Raw genomic sequence first — 16,732 nt, 5'->3', positions numbered from 1 at the left:
GGATGCCATGGTGCCTCACCCGCGCACATGCGGCGAAATCACCCGCCGGCGACAACCCCCGCGTTGCGCGCGGCCAGCAGCGCCGCCCCGACGATCCCGGCGTTGTTCTGCAGCGCCGCCGGCACCACCTTCGTCGGCACGTCCACCAGATGCAGGTAGCGGTCCGCCTTCTTGCTGACCCCGCCACCGATGATGATCAGGTCCGGCCACAGCAGGGCGTGCAGATGCCGCAGGTACGTCTGCACCCGCTCCGCCCAGTCGGGCCAACTCAGGTCCTCGCTCTCGCGGATGCGGTCCGAGGCGTAGTCCTCCGCATCGCCGCCGTGCAGGTGCAGCCCGCTCATCTGCAGGTGCCCCAGCTCCGTGTTCGGCACCAGCCGCCCGTCGATGAACAGCGCCGAACCGATGCCGGTGCCGAACGTGACCATGACGACCAGGCCGTTCACGCCCTTGCCGGCGCCGTACTCCAGCTCCGCCACCCCGGCCGCGTCCGCGTCGTTGAGCACCGTCACCGGCCGCCCCAGCGCCTCGGCGAACAGCCGCTGCGCCGGCGCGTCCACCCACGACGCGTCAACGTTCGCGGCCGTCTTCGTCACCCCGTGCTGCACCACGGCCGGGAACGTGATGCCGACGCTCGCCGCCGGGTCGAACGACTTCGCCACCGCGGCCACCGTCCGCACCACACTGTCGACGTCGGCCGGCTGCGGCGTCTCGATACGCACCCGATCGGCCGTGAACTCGCCCGTGGCCAGGTCGACCGGCGCACCCTTGATCCCCGACCCACCGATGTCGATTCCCAGCACGACCACAGCAGCTCCTTCACGCCATGAGGCTCCACCTACTTGAAGCAACCCAATCATGGCGTGCAGGAGCGATGATCACCGGGGGAAGCGCTCAGCCCGGATACGCCCCGACCGCATCCCGGATCTCGGACCCGGCCGCCGCGTCCGCCGAACGGGCACAGTGCGCGCAGCAGTAGAACCGCCCCGACACCTCCGAGCCGTGCCCCACGATCCGCGTACCGCAGTGCTCACACACCGGCGCCAGCTTGTGGATCGCACACTCGAACGAGTCGAACGTGTGCGAACCGCCGCCGACGGTACGCACCTCGAACGCCATGTAGTAGTCGTTGCCGCAGGTCTCGCAGACCGCCATGTCAATCCCCCGTTGGTTGGCCTGCCCGAAGCCTCACCGCCCCGCCCGGCCGCCGCCACCGGATCAGCCCGAAATCCCCCGCCGGATCACCAGCAGCGCCACGTCGTCGTCGGTGTCCTCACCCAGCCCCGCCAGCAGCGCGTCGCACACCGCCTCGAGGTCCACCGCCCCCGCGTCCCGGGACATGCCCGCCACCAGCGCCGCCTGCAACCGCTCCAGACCCTGGTTGAAGGTGTACCCCCGCCGCTCGATCAGCCCGTCGGTCACCAGCACCAGCGACTCCCCCCGCCCCAGCACGAACTGCGTCTCCGCGTCGTGCGGCGTCGGCACCCCGAGCAGCGCCACCCGCCCCTCCACAAGGCGCACATCCGACCCGGCAACCAGCAGCGGCGGCGGATGGCCCGCGTTCGCCATCCGGATCGCACCGGTGGACAGCTCGATGCGCAGCAGGCACATCGTCACGATCTCCTCCGGCAGGAACCGCAGCATCATCCGGTTCAGCCGCTCCAGCGTCAGTCCCGGCGCGTGATCCTCCGCCAGATACGCCCGCAGCGCATGCCGCACCTCCGCCATGATCGTCGCCGCGCGCAGCGAATGCCCCGCCACGTCGCCGATCGCCGCCACGACATGCCCCTGCACCGCGACGATCTCGTAGAAGTCGCCGCCGACGTACGCGTGATCGCCCGCCGGCCGGTACCGCACCGCCACGTCATAACCCGGCACCGGCGGCAACGACGGCGGCAGCATGCTGCGCTGCAACGTCAGCGCCGTGCGCCGCTCCTCGTCGTAGCTGCGCAACGCCTCCACCGCCAGCGCCATCGCCTGCCCCAGCTGACGCAGCACGTCCGCGTCGTCGTCACCGAACCCCGCCGCCGGCACCACGATGTGCAACGGCTCCCGGCCCTGCTTCGCCCGCGCCACCACCCGGCACACCGGCGCGTCCCACCACGGCCCGCCGTCCTGCCCGAACAGCTCCGTCCCCGGCCGCCCGCCGAGCGGATCGACCTCGAACTCCACCCGGCTCGCCGGCCGCACCACCGGCAACGCCGCGACCGCATCGACCTGCACCGCCAGCGCACCGGTCTCCGGCGACGCCGCGGCCACCGCCGCCGGCCCGTCGAACACCCGCGCCGCCCCCGCCGCCCCCAGGCGCAGCAGCTGCGGCAGGCTCGTCGCCGCGTTGATCGCCGCCGTCGTCTCCACCAGGCGCGTCAGCCGCCCCGCCAGCCGCTCCGCGCGGTGCCTCGCCCGCGAGTACCGCAACAGCGCACCCACCGTCGCCAGCAGCTCGTCCGGGTCGATCGGCTCCGCCAGGTACGCATCGGCGCCCCGCGTCAGCCCCTGCGTGCGATCCACCGCATGCACCGCCGTCGCCGAGATGTGGATCACCGGCACCGCCGCCGTCCGCGGATCCTCCTTGATCCGCTCCGCCACCTCGAACCCGTCGATGTCCGGCAGCCGCACGTCCAGCACCACCAGCTCCGTCGGCGTCGCCGCATCGTGCAGCAACGCCAGCGCCTCCGCGCCCGTCGCCGCCTCGGTTACCCGATGCCCGTCCCGGCGCAGCCAACTCGTGATGACGTACCGCTTCGACGGGCTGTCGTCGACGACCAGGATGTCGGCGGCTCCGCTCACCGCGCGAGCCCGGCCACGAGATCGACGACCGCCTGCCGGGTCAACCCCTCCTTGCCCACCACCGCCCGCGCCCGCGCCAGCTCCTGCGGCCGCAACTGCGACACATCCGCGCCCGTCACCACGAACACCACCACGCCGTCCAGCGCCCGGTCCGCGGCCAGCCCCGCCAGCAGCTGCGTGCCGTCACCCCCCGGCATCCGCAGATCCAGGAAAATCACCGCCGGGCGCTGCCGCGCCGCGATCGCCAGCCCCGAGCGCACATCCGCGGCCTCGCTCACCTCGTCCGCGATCCCCGCCAGCAGCCGCCGCATCAGCTGCCGCGCCGCCGGGTCGTCATCGACGATCAGCGCCCGCTCCACATGCGGCAACGGCCCCGCCGGCTCCGCCGCCCCCTCCGGCCGCGGCGGGCGCAACGGCAGCTCCAGCGTGAACGTGCTGCCCTCCCCCGGCTCGCTGACCAGGCTCAGCGCCCCACCCAGCAACGCCGCCAACCGCCGCGCATACGGCAACCCCAGACCCGTCCCGCCCGCCTGCCGGGCACCACGCACCTGATGGAACTCCTCGAACACCCGGGCCTGCTCGGCGTACGGAATCCCGATGCCCGTGTCCGCGACCGCGATACGCAACCGCTCACCGTCCACCCAGCCACTCATGCCGACCGAACCGGCATCGGTGAACTTCAACGCATTCGTCAGCAGGTTCCGCAGGATCTGCGTCAGCAGCATCTCGTCGCTGACCAGGTCCGCCACCGGCGGCTCGGACACCTCCAGCTGCACGTCCGGCCGCGCCAGCGGCCGCAGCGTGCCCCGCAGCTGCCCGAACACCGCCGCCAGGTCGACCGGCCCCCACGCCGGCTCGATCCGCCCCGACTCCGCCTTCGCCAGATCCAGCAGGTCGTTCACCCGCGCCAGCAGATCCGCCGCCGAGCCCTGCACCAGCTCCAGCTGATGCGTCTGCTCACCGCTCAGCGGCTCCGAACGCGGATCCAGCAGCAGCCGCGTCAACCCGATGATCGCCGTCACCGGCGCCCGCAGCTCATGCGACACGTTCGCCAGGAACCGGCTCTTGGCCTCGTTGGCCTCCCGCAGCTGCGCCGAACGCTCATCCAGCTCCGCATACAGCGCCACCACACCCTGGTTGGTCTGCTCCAGCTCCTCCGACAGCTGGGTGTACAGCGCCATGACGCCCTTGTTCGTCTCCTCCAGCTCCGCATTGAGCTGCAGCAGCTCGTCCCGGTGCGCCTGCACCTGCTCCAGCGCCGCGACCAGCTGCCGGTTCTGCACACTGAGCTCGTCCAACGCCGTCGTCGGCACGCTCGCCGCCAACTCGTCGCGGACCCGATCGAGCCGCTCCGCGTCGGCCCGGCCGGCCAGGCGCCGCGTCAGCACGATCCGCTCGTCGTCCACCCGCACCTCATCCATCAGCCTCGCCGCCGCCGCGACACCGTCAGCGATCTCCATACCCAACCGCGTCGACGAGACAACAATGGCCAGGTGAGGGCGGGGCTCGACGGCCGCCGAGAACGTCACCACGGCGCCCGGCACCAGCCGCCCGATCTCGCTCAGCGCCGTCGCCACCCGCACCTGATCCTGGTACTCCATGCCCAGCGCGGCCGCCACCTCCCGACCCCGCTGGCGCAGCACGAACACGTCATGATCCTCGCTGAGAACCATCCGCAGCAGCGGCTCGGCGCTCACCCCGGCTCACCGCCGCCACGCGCAACCGCCACGCACGCATCGTCGCGACGCACCCCAGCGTCACGCAACAGGGTCGCCGCCACCAGCAGCGGGTCCCGCCGCGCGAGCCCCGGATGCTCACGCAGGCTCCACCGATCCGACACCCCGTCGGAGTGCAGCACCACGACCCCCTCGGCCGGCAGGTCGTACACGAACTCGCGCACGCCACGCGACTGGTGCCCGACGATCCCCGGCATGCTCACCATGCCCCGCCGCTCCCCATCGGGAAACGCGATCGTCCCGGCCACATTGCCCAGCCCCGCGAACACCACCGACCCGCCGCCCACCCGCGCCACCGACACCGCCGCCCCGCGCGTGTGCGACACCGACCGGTGCAGATGCTCGATCAACGCCCCCGGCGCCGACAACGACGAGGCCAGAAACGCGTCCACGACCGCCGCCGACGCCGCCGCCGCCAGCGGACCGTGCCCCAGCCCGTCGGCCACCAGCACCAGCAGCGACCCGTCCTCAACCACCGCCCGCGCCGCGAACCGGTCCCCGCACACCTTCTCCCCGGTGATCGGCCGCGACAGCCCCGCCACCGGCGGCAACCCGGCCGGCATCCGGTCATGCGGCCACAGCTGCGCCGCAAACACCGTGCCCCGGCCCGGCTCCGAATAGCCGCCCGCCCGATCCGACAGCCGCTGCACCGCGCCGAGACCGATGCCGAGGGTACCCGCCGTGGAATGCCCGTCCAGCGAGCTGAACGGCAGATCCACCATGCCGGGACCGCTGTCGACCGCGACGAGCTCGATACCGCCGACCTCACCGCGGCGCAGCAGCCGCACCGACAGCGCACCGGCGTCGGCGTGACGGTGCAGGTTCGACGCCAGCTCCGCCGCGACGATCGCCACCTCGCCGGCCCGCTGCTCGCTGAACCCGAGCCGGCGCGCGCCGTCGACCGCGACCCGCTTGGCGATCGCGGCGGCGCCGGCGTCGTCGACCGCGAGCCAGCCCAGCTCCTCGACCGTGGGGGGTGCGCCGACCGCGCTCACCGCGCCCACTTGGTTACCGACACGCGTGTACCGCCGCCGGGCTTCGTGTCGATCTCGAACTCGTCGACCAGCCGCCGCGACCCCGACAGGCCCAGACCCAGACCCGAGCCGGTGGTGTAGCCGTCCGTGAACGCCAGCCCCAGGTCCGCGATCCCCGGACCCTCGTCGACGAAGTCGGCCCGCACCCCGGCCCGCCGGCCGTTGTGGACGCCGGCCACCGTCGCATACCCGCCGCCGCCGTGGATCAGCGTGTTGCGGGCCAGCTCGCTGGCCGCGGTCACGAGTTTCGTCTGGTCGACCAGCGGGAGCTTCGCGGCCACGGCGGCGACGCGCACCGCCTGCCGGACCCGCACGACGTCCTTGTCGTCGGCGATCTCCAGCCGCTGCGCCGGGGTGTCGGCACCGAAGTCAGACAACGTCGTCCTCGGGCACGGACAGCAACCCGACGCCGTACACCTGCTTGGCCTCGGCCAGGATCTCCAGGGCCTTGTCGACGTTCAGCGCGGTGCGCACCCCGTTGAGCGACAGCCCCAGCTCCACCAGCGTGATCGCCACCGCCGGGCGCATCCCGACCACGACCGTCTCGGCGTCGAGGACCCGCGACACCGCCGCGATCGTCGACAGCATCCGCCCGATGAACGAGTCGACGATCTCCAGCGCCGAGATGTCGATGACCACGCCGTGCGCCCCGGTGGCCACGATCCGGTCGGACAGGTCCTCCTGCAGCTGCAGCGCCGTCTGGTCGTCGAGGTCGATCTGGATCGATACCAGCAGGATGTCGCCGATCTTGAGGACGGGCACCCGGTCCATCAGGCGCCCCGGCCGCGCTTGACGAACTCCACGCCGCCGGCCCGCAGCGCGTGCACGAGCGCGTCGGCGAGCGACGCCTTCGTCGCGATGTCACCGAACTCGATGCCCAGCGCCACCACGGTCTGCGCGATCTGCGGCCGGATGCCGGAGATGATGCACTCCGCACCCATCAGCCGCGCCGCCACCACGGTCTTGAGGATGTGCTGCGCCACCTGCGTGTCCACCGCCGGCACGCCGGTGATGTCGACGATCGCGTACCCCGACCCGGTGTCGACCAGCGTCTGCAGCAGCTTCTCCATCACCACCTGCGCCCGCGCCGAGTCCAGCGTCCCGACCAGCGGCACCGCCACGACGCCGTCCCACAGCTTCACCACCGGCGTGGACAGCTCCAGCAACTGCTCGGTCTGGTCGGCGATGATCGCCTCCCGGGCCTTCGCCCACGTCTCGAACGTGTACAGGCCCATCTCGTCCACGAGCAGCGACAGCACCAGGAAGTCGGCGGGGACCTGGTCGGCCGCCTCGGTCTCGGCCAGCCCGAGGACGACCTCCTTGATCGTGAACACGAGGTTGGCCGTCTCCGTGGGTGTGAAACCCTGCCGGGCCCACGACCGGGACAGCTCGCCGAGCGCGGCCCGCGACTCGCCGCCGTGCGACCCGGTGAGCTCGCCGTCCCCGTCACCGTCGAGCATGCCCAGCAGCGCGGAGTACACCTCGCGGATCTGGCGGTTCAGCTCAGCGTCGGTGAGCCGGCGCCGCAGCGTCCGCGCGGCGATCTGCAACCAGCGACTCAGGATGTCGTCCTCGTGGGAACGCAGCAACTCGCTGAGTCGCTGTTTGGCCTCGGCGTTCACCTTCACCCGCACATTCCCCCTACGAATTCGCACGATTCGCACTGGACGGTACCGCCCGCTCGCGGCCGTGGCGAACGCAGACACCTATTTGTCGTTATGCAACGGTCTCCTCTCTCCGGCGTGTGACCCGGGCGCCTTCGCGTCATGCGTCCTAGGAAGCTAGGCAGAAGCCTGGGACGGCGCGTTAAAGCGTTGCGAGCTTGTGCTCGCGCTGGGCAGACTCGATCGCCTCGCCGCGCGTGTCGCCCAGCCACACGACCGCGGAAGCGGGGGTGCCGACGCGGCTGAGCTGGCCGGTCTCGTCGGTCCAGGCGACCAGCGGCACCGGCTGCACGTGCTCGGTCTGCCACCCGATGACCCGGCCGGCCTGGATGTCCTCGTCCGCCTTCGTGGCCAGCCACAGCGGCGTGCTCTGCGCAATGATCGTCATGCCGGGGTGATGCCCCGGCAACGGAGGGTGCAATCATGGACGACCTCGAGGACCTGCTGGCCGAGGGCGCGCGCGTGCCGGTCGAGGGCTGGGACTTCTCCTGGTTCGACGGGCGCGCGACCGAGCAGCGGCCGCAGTGGGGCTACGCGCGACGCCTCGGCGAGCGGCTCACCACCGCGACCGGGGCGCTGGACGTGCAGACCGGCGGCGGTGAGGTGTTCCGCGAGGCCCTCGCCGCGGCGGCCGCGGCCGGCGGCGGGCCGGGACGGGTGGCGGCGACCGAGTCGTGGGCGCCGAACGCGGCGCTGGCCCGCGCGGCCCTCGCGCCGTTCCGCGGCGAGGTGGCCGAGGTCGCCGACGACGCGCCGCTGCCGTTCCCCGGCGGCACGTTCGACCTCGTGAGCAGCCGCCACCCGGTCGTCGTCGGCTGGGGCGAGATCGCGCGGGTGCTCAGGCCCGGCGGGACGTACTTCGCGCAGCACGTCGGCGTCGGCACCGCCGCCGAGGTGACCGACTTCATGATGGGGCCGCAGCCGGTCGGCGACGGGCGCAGCGTGCGCCGGGCCGTCGACGGCGCGCAAGAGGCAGGCCTCGAGGTCGTCGATGTGCGCGAGGCGCGCCTGCGGATGGAGTTCTTCGACGTCGCGGCGGTCGCGGTGTACCTGCGCAAGGTGATCTGGATCGTTCCCGGTTTCACTGTCCAGCGGTACCGCGACCGCCTGGCCGCCATGCACGAGCTCATCCGGCGGGATGGTTCGTTCGCCGCGACCACGGCCCGGTACCTGATCGAGTGCCGTAAGCCACACGGAGTGGACGGATGGTGAACGGCCGTTGGGGCGGCGGGGATAGTTTGAACCCGAAGAGCACACCCGCCGCTGCTGCAGGAGAAGTCTCATGAGCGACTCGTCCGTCAACGTCACCGTGACCGGCGCGGCCGGCCAGATCGGCTACGCGCTGCTGTTCCGCATCGCCTCCGGGCAGCTGCTCGGCGCGAACACGCGGGTCAAGCTGCGGCTGCTGGAGATCCCGCAGGCCGTGCGCGCCGCCGAGGGCACGGCCCTGGAGCTGCAGGACGGCGCGTTCCCGCTGCTGGCCGGCGTCGACGTGTTCGACGACCCGAAGACGGCGTTCTCGGGCGCCAACGTGGCGCTGCTCGTCGGCGCCCGCCCGCGGACCAAGGGCATGGAGCGCGGCGACCTGCTCGAGGCCAACGGTGGCATCTTCAAGCCGCAGGGCGAGGCGATCAACGCCGGCGCGGCCGACGACATCCGGGTCCTCGTCGTGGGCAACCCGGCCAACACCAACGCGCTCATCGCCCAGCGCAACGCGCCGGACGTGCCGGCCGAGCGGTTCACCGCGATGACCCGCCTCGACCACAACCGCGCCGTCGCGCAGCTCGCCGGCAAGCTCGGCGTCCCGGTCTCCGAGATCCACAAGATCACGATCTGGGGCAACCACTCGGCGACGCAGTACCCCGACATCCTGCACGCCGAGGTCGCCGGCAAGAACGCCGCCGAGGCCGTGGGCGACCAGGCGTGGATCGCCGACGAGTTCATCCCGCGGGTGGCCAAGCGCGGCGCCGAGATCATCGAGGTCCGCGGCGCGTCGTCGGCGGCCTCGGCCGCCTCCGCCGCGATCGACCACGTCTACGACTGGGTGAACGGCACCGCCGAGGGCGACTGGACGTCCGCCGCGATCGTGTCCGACGGCTCGTACGGCGTGCCGGCCGGCCTCATCTCCTCCTTCCCGGTCGCCTCGCGCGGCGGCCGCTGGGAGATCGTGCAGGGCCTCGACATCGACGAGTTCTCCCGGGCCCGCATCGACGCCTCGGTCGCCGAGCTCGACGAGGAGCGCCAGGCCGTCGAGCGCCTCGGCCTGATCTGAGGTCTCATCCGCGGCTGAGTTTCATCCGTGAGGGGCGGCGCCGGGCCGGGCGCCGCCCCTCACGCGTAATAGGCTTCGTCGGTGACGCCTCCCACCGCCGAGACCGACCGGGCCGCGCGCATCCGGCAGCTGCTCGCCGAGCAGTACCCCGACGTCCGCCTCGAGCTGGACTTCGCCTCGCCGCTGCAGCTGCTCGTGGCCGCGACCCTCGCCGCGCAGACCCTGGACGAGCGGGTCAACGCGGTCACGCCGGCGCTGTTCGAGCGGTACCCGACCGCCGCCGACCTCGCCGCCGCCGACCCCGCGGAGATGGAGCAGATCCTGGTCCCGGTCGGGTACTACCGCAAGAAGACGGCGAGCGTCATCAAGCTCGCCACCACGCTCGTCGAACGCCACGACGGCGAGGTGCCGGCCACCCTCGAGGAGCTCGTCGCGCTGCCGTCGGTCGGGCGCAAGACGGCGAACATGGTGCTGGGCAACGCGTTCGGCACGCCCGCCATCTCGGTCGACACGCACGTGTCCCGGGTCGCGCAGCGCCTGGGCTGGGTCGCCGGCAAGGACGTGCTGGCCGCGGAGACGGCGATCCAGCAGCTGTTCTCGCCGGAGGAGTGGGTGAGCATCAACCTGCTGCTCATCCTGCACGGCCGGCGGACCTGCGTCGCGAAGCGCCCGGCCTGCTCCAGCTGCCCGCTGGCGAAGGACTGCCCGTCGTACGAAACCCTGGTCAGCTGATCCGGCGGCGCTCCGCGTCGATGCCCTGCGCCGGCACGGCACCCTGCTCCTCGAACAGCGTCACGCCGTCGGCGTCCCACACGCCGGCGACCCGGCCGCGGTACGCGACGACGGCCGAGATCCAGCCGGCGGCGCGGCTGACCTGGGCCCGGCGCTGCTTCGGCAGGATGCGGGTGTCGGCCGTGCCGGGCCCGAGCACGAACTGGTCGAAGGGCGGCAGCAGGCGTACGTCGTCGAAGCGCTCGACGGCCTTGAGCGAGTCGAGGTCCTCCGCCCGCGCGTAGAGCCGCTCCCCCTCGACGTCGACCGTCGTCAGCACGCCGTCGTCCAGCAGCGCCTTGAACCAGCCCCGCAGCGCCGCCTTGTTCGACCGGCCGCGGATCAGCCACTGGTCGAACGTCTCCGGGGACGCCGGGCCGTACGCGCCGAGGTACGCCGGGATGATCGTGCCGGCCGCCTCCTGCGGCGCCGGCAGGCCCGGCCACCCCGGCAGATAGGTGTCCGGCCGGGTGAACGTGACACGGCTGTCGTCGCTGTTCGGCCCGTACGCGAGGATGCCCTGCCAGGCGAGGGGCTTCAGCACCGCGCCCCACCCGGACGACAGCGGCTCGGCCAGGGACTCGTCGCCGGCGTGCTCGACCACCGCGGCGGCCAGCTCCTCGCGGGTGAGCACCGCGCCGTCCAGCGCCTCGTACGCCGCCGCCGCGATCTTGTCCAGCTGCGCCACGGTCACGAACGTGCGCTGCCACGCCGCCTTCTCCCACGTGCGCGGCGCGGCCAGCAGCGCCAGCTGCGCCGGGGCCTGGCCGGCGTCGAGCAGGTGCAGCGTGCCGCGGGCCGCCCACGTCTTCACGAGCCGCTTGTCCTTGATCGCCGCCCGCACGCCGCCCGGGTCCGGCGTGCGCTGCCGGGCGGCGACGGCCTGCTCGGCGCACGAGGCGACCTGCGCCTGCACGCCCACGAGCGTCCGGGCCACCGTCACCGGATCGTCGGCCTCGGCGGGGCGGTGCAGCAGCTGCTGCCGGCACCGCCAGTGGAGCACGTCGTCCCAGGTCATCGCCAGCGTCACGCCGCCACGGTACAGCGGAAGGGACCCCCGCCCGGGGGCCCCTTCGATGATCGCCGTCCTCGATGTCGATCTGCTGCGCCGAACCCGCTGCCCCGGTCAGATGCCCGCGGGCACGTAGTCCGGGACCGCCGGGCCGTCGGCGCCGTCCGTGGCCGGGCGCAGCGCCAGCGCGAGCACGTCGGCGACGTCGGCCAGCGCGTGGACGGTCAGCTGAGCGCGGACCTCCTCGGGCAGGTCGTCCAGGTCGGGCTCGTTGCGCTTCGGGATGATGACCTCGGTGAGCCCCGCCCGGTGCGCCGCGAGCAGCTTCTGCTTCACCCCGCCGATCGGCAGGACCCGCCCGGCCAGCGTGACCTCGCCGGTCATCCCGAACTCCGGCCGGACCGGCCGCCCGGTGGCCAGCGACGCGAGCGCCGTCACCATCGTGATGCCCGCGCTCGGCCCGTCCTTGGGTACCGCGCCCGCCGGCACGTGCAGGTGGATGCGCCGCCCGGCGAGCTGGTTGGGGTCGATGCCGAGCCGTCGCCCGTTGGAGCGCAGGTACGACAGCGCGATGTGCGCCGACTCCTTCATGACGTCGCCGAGCTGCCCGGTGAGGGTCAGCCCCGGCTCGCCCTCCATGGACGTCGCCTCGATGAACAGCACGTCGCCGCCCGCGCCGGTCACCGCCAGCCCGGTCGCCACGCCCGGCACGGCCGTGCGCTCAGCCGACTCCGGCGTGAACCGGGCCCGCCCGAGGTACTTCGCGACCTCGTCCACGCCCACGTTCACCGGCGCCGGGTCGGTGGCCAGCGCGACCGCGACCTTGCGCAGGATCTTGGCGAGGGCCCGCTCGAGCTGCCGCACGCCCGCCTCCCGCGTGTGCTCCCCCGCGATCCGGGCGAGCGCCTCATCGTTGATCGTGAAGTCGGCCGTCTCCAGGCCGGCCCGTTCGAGCTGCCGCGGCAGCAGGTGGTCGCGGGCGATGGCGACCTTCTCCTGCTCGGTGTACCCGTCGAGGCTCACCAGCTCCATGCGGTCCAGCAGCGGCCCCGGGATGGTCTCCACCACGTTGGCCGTCGCCAGGAACAGCACGTCGGACAGGTCGAGGTCGACCTCGAGGTAGTGGTCGCGGAACGTGTGGTTCTGCGCCGGATCGAGGACCTCCAGCAGCGCGGCGGCCGGGTCGCCGGAGTATCCGGCGGCGAGCTTGTCGACCTCGTCGAGCAGCACGACGGGGTTCATCGAGCCGGCCTCACGCAGCGCGCGCACGATCCGGCCGGGCAGCGCCCCGACGTACGTGCGCCGGTGCCCCCGGATCTCCGCCTCGTCCCGCACGCCGCCGAGCGACACGCGGACGAACTTGCGCCCGAGCGCCCGCGCGACCGACTCGCCGAGGCTGGTCTTGCCGACCCCGGGCGGCCCGGCCAGCGCCAGCACGGCCCCGGAACCACGCCCGCCGACGACCTGCAGGTTCTTCTGCGCCCGCCGGTTGCGCACGGCGAGGTACTCGAGGATGCGGTCCTTCACGTCGTCCAGCCCCGCGTGGTCGGCGTCGAGCACCGCCCGCGCCGCGGCCAGGTCCGTGTTGTCCTCGGTCCGCTCGTTCCACGGCATCTCCAGCACCGTGTCGAGCCAGGTGCGGATCCACCCGGCCTCCGGCGACTGGTCGCTGGCCCGCTCGAGGCGCCCGACCTCGCGCAGCGCCGCCTCCTTCACCTTCTCCGGCAGCTCGGCGCTCTCCACCCGGGCCCGGTAGTCGGCCGACCCGTCGGGCTCGTCCTCCCCCAGCTCCTTGCGGATGGCCGCCAGCTGCTGGCGCAGCAGGAACTCGCGCTGGGTCTTCTCGAGCCCCTCGCGCACGTCATGGTTGATCTTCTCGTTGACCTGCTGCTCGGCCGCGTGCGCCCGGGCCCACTCGACGAGCAGCTCCAGCCGCGCCGTCACGTCGGCCGCCTCGAGCAGCTTGATCTTCTGCGCCAGCGTCAGCCACGGCGCGTACCCCGCGGAGTCCGCCAGCTCGGACGGGTCGGAGATCTTCTCGACGGTGTCGATGACCTGCCACGCGCCGCGTTCCTGCAGCACGCCGATCACCAGCGCCTTGTACTCACGGGCGAGCTCGCGCGCCTTGCCGGCCGGCGCGGGCTCGTCCAGCGGCGTGGCCTCGACCCACAGCGCCGCGCCCGGCCCGGGCACGCCGGCCCCGATGCGGGCCCGCTCGACGCCGCGGATCACGGCCGCCGGCTCGCCGCTGGGCAGCCGCCCAACCTTCTCGAGGACGGCGACGACCCCGAAGGAACCGTATGCGCCGTCGACCCGGGGAACCGCGAGGACCCGCTTGTCCCCCGCGGCCCGCGCGGCGTCGACCGCCGCCTGCGTGGACGCGTCCAGCGTCACGGGAATGACCATGCCGGGCAGCAGGACGTCGTCGTTGAGTGGAAGAACCGGGAGCGTTGCCATCAGGACACACCTGCCATCAGTAGGTTGAGCGTGTCAGGCTTAAGTTACAAATGGTTCCCCATGTTCCCTCCAGTGCCTCCTCTGTGACCCAGGCCACTCGACTCTCGCCACCACCACGCGGGACACCCCGCCGCGCGGCACGCAGCCACCGCCCGCGGGACACAGCCACCACGCGGGACACAGCCACCACGCGGAACACAGCCACCGCGCGGGACACCCCCACCGCGCGCGGGACACCTCCACCGGGCGGGACACAGCCACCACGCGGGACACAGCCACCGGGCGGGACACAGCCACCACGCGGGACACAGCCACCGCGCGGGACACCTCCACCGCGCGGGACACAGCCACCGCGCGGGACACCCCCACCGCGCGGCACGCAGCCACCGCCCGCGGGACACCCCCACCGCGCGGAACACAGCCGCCGCGCGGAACGCAACGGTCGCGCACAGCGCGGACCCGGGCCGGCGGTGCACTGGCGTGCCGGGCGAGGCCGTGGCCTGGGCGGCGAACTACGCCGTCATCTGCAGCGTCGGCACCGTCGGATCGGCGCCGACGCTGTGCGCGCCGCTGCCGCGGCTGGGGGGCGCATGGTCGGCCCAGCATCGTGTTCGCAACGACGTCAATCGCCGCGCCCACCGCCTTTGGCCGCCGGTTTATCGCCCGCCGCCTTGGCCGGCGATAAACCGACGACAACGCGGACACCACTGACCGGGACCCAAGGCCGGGCTCGGGCGCCACGGAGGCGGCCCCGACCACGACGATCGCCGACGCCACCACGGGCCTCCTGCCTGGAGGCGGCTTCGTGGAGGGGTTCAGGACGGCGAAGGTGGTGCTGCCGGGCTCGGACCGGGGACCGGACCGAGGGCCGGACGCCATCTCACCACAGGCCCCCTGCCTGGACCGAGGCCTGGGCCTGGGACTGGGACCGAACGCCATCTCGCCACAGGCACGCCGGCGACCGCAGCAGTCAGGGGCTCACCAGGGCCGGTAGCTCGTACGTGGGCAGCTCGAAGGCCGTCGCGGTCCTCGTCGCCAGGTACTTGAACAGGCGGCGGGCGGGCGGCACGTATCGGACGGTCCTGAAGAAGCGGTTGCGCTGGGCAATCTTCTTCTCCGTCGACGGCACCAGGAAGTCCGGGCTGCCGTCGGCCTGCTTCTGGCAGGTGGCCACGTAGGGCCGCATCAGGCGCTCATATCGCTCGAAGGCCGTGCGGTGATCCCCGCGGGCCGCGTCGAGCTCGCCGGCCAGCACGTGGGCGCCGACGACGGCCAGGCCGGTGCCGTTGCCGCCGGGGCCGCCCGCGTAGCCGGCGTCGCCGAGCAGCACCACCCGGCCGTGCGACCAGCGGTCCAGGCGGATCTGGGTCGTCGAGTCGAACCAGAAGTCATCCGCCCGCTCCATCGCCTCGAGCAGCTCCGGCGTGCGCCACCCCACGCGGGCGAAGCGCTCGGCGATGATCCGGCGCTGCTGGTCGACGTCGCGGTAGTCGAACCGCAGGCCGGGCTCCGCGAACGACATCGACACGATCTGGTCGCCGCCGTGCGGTGACATCACCGAGACGGCGCGGTTGGGTTCGTTGTACATGAACCCGGTGCGCTGCAGGCCCATCGTCCCCGGCATGGTGAAGATGCCGGCGTAGACGCCCAGCGGCTTCTTGTGCGCCGGGTCGTCGCCGAACACCAGGCGCCGCACGCCGGAGTGCACGCCGTCGGCACCCACCACCAGGTCGAACCGCTGCGGCGGGGCGGCCGCGAACGTCACGTCGACACCCCGCTCGTCCTGCGCGATCGCCGTGATCTGGTCGCCGAAGCAGTAGCGCACGCGGTCGCGGGTCGCCGCGTAGAGCACGTCGGCGAGGTCCCCCCGCAGGACCTCGAGGTCGCCGCTGAAGATGGCCGACGGCAGGGCCGAGACCTGCGTGCCCTCGCCGTCGACGATCGAGATGTCCCCCATGTGCGTGGCGCGCGCCTCGAGCCGGTCGCGCAGGCCCATGCGGGCCAGGGTCTCCATGTGCACGCGGCCCCGGAAGTCGACCGCATAGCCGCCGCCCCGCAGTGCGGGCGCCTTCTCCACGACGGTGACCTGGTGACCGTAACGCTGAAGCCACAACGCCAGGGAAGGACCGGCGACGCTGGCTCCCGAGATGAGGATGTCCATGGGAAGGACCATACACCCGTCCTACACGTTTGTATAGGACGTGCGTATAAAACGGCTGTATAGTAAGATCGTGAACCATGGGACATCGCGAGGACCTGCTCGAGGGCGCCGTCCGCTGCCTCTACGAGAAGGGCTACGCCCGGACCACGGCGCGCGACATCGTCGAGGCGTCGGGCACCAACCTGGGCTCGATCGGCTACCACTACGGCGGGATGGTCAACCTGCTCAACGCCGCCCTGGAGCGAGCCGTCGAGAACTGGGGCCTGGAGCTGGCCGAAGCGGTGCTGAACGCGGACGCCGCGGGCCTGACGGGCGCGGCGCGGTTCGAGGCCTACTGGCAGCGCATGATCGACACCACGATCGCCCACCGGCCGGTGCTCATGGCGACGTTCGACGCGTTCCTGCAGATGGACCACTCGCCGGACGTGCGCAACATGCTCGTCAACGGCATGCGCGACGCGCGCCGGCTGTGGGCCCAGGTGTTCCACGGCATCGACCCGGAGGCGGAGCCGGGCCGCGCGGACCAGATCGGGTCGCTCTACCAGGCGCTGGTCAGCGGCGTGCTGGTCCAGGTGCTGATCGACGCCGACGACGCGCCGACGCCACAGGATCTGACCGCGGCGCTGCGCGCGATCGCCGCGTCACTGTGACCGGCCACGGCGGATCCGACGGGCACGACCGCGCCGCCCCACGCGGCCGCGGCGGACCCGACGGGCACGACCGCGCCGCCCCACGCGGCCGCGGCGGACCCGACGAGCACGACCGCGCCGCCACGCCCGGCCGCGGCGGATCCGGCGAGCACGACTGCGCCCCCGCACGCGGTCGCGAGGACCCC

General features: G+C 72.8%; 16 protein-coding genes. 4 read left to right on the top strand and 12 right to left on the bottom strand.

The genetic code is table 11. From position 1 onward, the window contains the following. Positions 1-38: 38 nt before the first annotated feature. The 9 genes from ppgK to ACQEVU_RS25160 all read right to left on the bottom strand — a co-directional run bounded on the left by ppgK (position 39) and on the right by ACQEVU_RS25160 (position 7,612). Positions 39-809 (bottom strand): polyphosphate--glucose phosphotransferase, encoded by a 771-nt coding sequence (gene ppgK / locus ACQEVU_RS25200; RefSeq protein ID WP_433327579.1) that lies wholly within the window; start codon positions 807-809, stop codon positions 39-41. 85 nt (positions 810-894) lie between these two features. Next, positions 895-1,155, bottom strand: coding sequence for a Prokaryotic metallothionein (locus ACQEVU_RS25195; protein WP_433327577.1), 261 nt, complete (start codon positions 1,153-1,155; stop codon positions 895-897). A 63-nt stretch (positions 1,156-1,218) separates the two neighbouring features. After that, complete coding sequence (locus ACQEVU_RS25190; protein WP_433327575.1) at positions 1,219-2,790, bottom strand: SpoIIE family protein phosphatase; 1,572 nt, start codon at positions 2,788-2,790, stop codon at positions 1,219-1,221. Continuing rightward, positions 2,787-4,487 carry an ATP-binding protein gene (locus ACQEVU_RS25185; RefSeq protein WP_433327573.1) on the bottom strand — a complete coding sequence of 567 codons (1,701 nt, stop codon included), beginning with the start codon at positions 4,485-4,487 and terminating at the stop codon, positions 2,787-2,789. Before ACQEVU_RS25185 ends, ACQEVU_RS25190 begins: the two co-directional genes overlap by 4 nt. Continuing rightward, on the bottom strand, positions 4,484-5,521 hold the full coding sequence (locus ACQEVU_RS25180; protein ID WP_433327571.1) for an ATP-binding protein: 1,038 nt from the start codon (positions 5,519-5,521) through the stop codon (positions 4,484-4,486). Before ACQEVU_RS25180 ends, ACQEVU_RS25185 begins: the two co-directional genes overlap by 4 nt. Then, on the bottom strand, positions 5,518-5,937 hold the full coding sequence (locus tag ACQEVU_RS25175) for an ATP-binding protein (RefSeq protein ID WP_433327569.1): 420 nt from the start codon (positions 5,935-5,937) through the stop codon (positions 5,518-5,520). Before ACQEVU_RS25175 ends, ACQEVU_RS25180 begins: the two co-directional genes overlap by 4 nt. Next, positions 5,930-6,331, bottom strand: a complete 402-nt coding sequence (locus ACQEVU_RS25170) for an STAS domain-containing protein (protein ID WP_433327567.1) — start codon at positions 6,329-6,331, stop codon at positions 5,930-5,932. The genes ACQEVU_RS25175 and ACQEVU_RS25170 overlap by 8 nt, the downstream gene beginning before the upstream one ends. Beyond that, positions 6,331-7,188 carry an STAS domain-containing protein gene (locus ACQEVU_RS25165; RefSeq protein WP_433335062.1) on the bottom strand — a complete coding sequence of 286 codons (858 nt, stop codon included), beginning with the start codon at positions 7,186-7,188 and terminating at the stop codon, positions 6,331-6,333. Before ACQEVU_RS25165 ends, ACQEVU_RS25170 begins: the two co-directional genes overlap by 1 nt. A 178-nt stretch (positions 7,189-7,366) precedes the next feature. Then, complete coding sequence (locus ACQEVU_RS25160; RefSeq protein WP_433327565.1) at positions 7,367-7,612, bottom strand: hypothetical protein; 246 nt, start codon at positions 7,610-7,612, stop codon at positions 7,367-7,369. 35 nt (positions 7,613-7,647) lie between these two features. Here ACQEVU_RS25160 and ACQEVU_RS25155 point away from each other — a divergent pair, with 35 nt between their 5' ends. The 3 genes from ACQEVU_RS25155 to nth all read left to right on the top strand — a co-directional run bounded on the left by ACQEVU_RS25155 (position 7,648) and on the right by nth (position 10,228). Beyond that, positions 7,648-8,436 carry a methyltransferase domain-containing protein gene (locus ACQEVU_RS25155; RefSeq protein WP_433327563.1) on the top strand — a complete coding sequence of 263 codons (789 nt, stop codon included), beginning with the start codon at positions 7,648-7,650 and terminating at the stop codon, positions 8,434-8,436. 70 nt (positions 8,437-8,506) lie between these two features. Continuing rightward, a complete protein-coding gene (locus ACQEVU_RS25150; protein ID WP_433327561.1) occupies positions 8,507-9,496 on the top strand; it encodes a malate dehydrogenase in 990 nt (329 codons plus the stop codon). 81 nt (positions 9,497-9,577) lie between these two features. Beyond that, entirely contained in the window at positions 9,578-10,228 is a 651-nt protein-coding gene (gene nth / locus ACQEVU_RS25145) for an endonuclease III (RefSeq protein WP_433327559.1), read from the top strand. Here nth and ACQEVU_RS25140 read toward each other — a convergent pair. From ACQEVU_RS25140 to ACQEVU_RS25130, 3 genes are all read right to left on the bottom strand, one after another. Beyond that, entirely contained in the window at positions 10,221-11,297 is a 1,077-nt protein-coding gene (locus ACQEVU_RS25140) for a DNA glycosylase AlkZ-like family protein (RefSeq protein ID WP_433327557.1), read from the bottom strand. The two genes, nth and ACQEVU_RS25140, sit on opposite strands and share 8 nt — an antisense overlap. Positions 11,298-11,393: 96 nt before the next feature. Next, entirely contained in the window at positions 11,394-13,736 is a 2,343-nt protein-coding gene (gene lon, locus ACQEVU_RS25135) for an endopeptidase La (protein ID WP_433327555.1), read from the bottom strand. A 970-nt stretch (positions 13,737-14,706) separates the two neighbouring features. Then, the gene (locus ACQEVU_RS25130; RefSeq protein ID WP_433327553.1) at positions 14,707-15,897 is read right to left on the bottom strand and encodes an FAD-dependent monooxygenase; all 1,191 of its coding nucleotides are present in this window, start codon (positions 15,895-15,897) and stop codon (positions 14,707-14,709) included. Positions 15,898-15,974: 77 nt separating this feature from the next. On the opposite strand from ACQEVU_RS25130, the gene ACQEVU_RS25125 reads away from it, so the two are divergent. Then, a complete protein-coding gene (locus ACQEVU_RS25125) occupies positions 15,975-16,547 on the top strand; it encodes a TetR/AcrR family transcriptional regulator (RefSeq protein WP_433327551.1) in 573 nt (190 codons plus the stop codon). The last annotated feature ends 185 nt before the right edge of the window (positions 16,548-16,732 follow it).

Origin of the sequence: Dactylosporangium sp. CA-139066 (genome assembly GCF_050936175.1) — a bacterium.
Taxonomy (GTDB): Bacteria; Actinomycetota; Actinomycetes; order Mycobacteriales; family Micromonosporaceae; genus Dactylosporangium.
Note: the sequence above shows the minus strand (reverse complement) of the source record. Positions and strands in the feature narration are given on the sequence as shown.

What these genes read in the sequence shown, in the direction of transcription:
- ACQEVU_RS25125 (WP_433327551.1), top strand. Translation starts at nt 15,975, where the DNA reads ATGGGACATCGCGAGGACCTGCTCGAGGGCGCCGTCCGCTGCCTCTAC.
- ACQEVU_RS25160 (WP_433327565.1), bottom strand. Translation starts at nt 7,612, where the DNA reads ATGACGATCATTGCGCAGAGCACGCCGCTGTGGCTGGCCACGAAGGCG.
- lon (WP_433327555.1), bottom strand. Translation starts at nt 13,736, where the DNA reads ATGGCAACGCTCCCGGTTCTTCCACTCAACGACGACGTCCTGCTGCCC.
- ACQEVU_RS25170 (WP_433327567.1), bottom strand. Translation starts at nt 6,331, where the DNA reads ATGGACCGGGTGCCCGTCCTCAAGATCGGCGACATCCTGCTGGTATCG.
- ACQEVU_RS25150 (WP_433327561.1), top strand. Translation starts at nt 8,507, where the DNA reads ATGAGCGACTCGTCCGTCAACGTCACCGTGACCGGCGCGGCCGGCCAG.
- ACQEVU_RS25155 (WP_433327563.1), top strand. Translation starts at nt 7,648, where the DNA reads ATGGACGACCTCGAGGACCTGCTGGCCGAGGGCGCGCGCGTGCCGGTC.
- ACQEVU_RS25195 (WP_433327577.1), bottom strand. Translation starts at nt 1,155, where the DNA reads ATGGCGGTCTGCGAGACCTGCGGCAACGACTACTACATGGCGTTCGAG.
- ACQEVU_RS25130 (WP_433327553.1), bottom strand. Translation starts at nt 15,897, where the DNA reads ATGGACATCCTCATCTCGGGAGCCAGCGTCGCCGGTCCTTCCCTGGCG.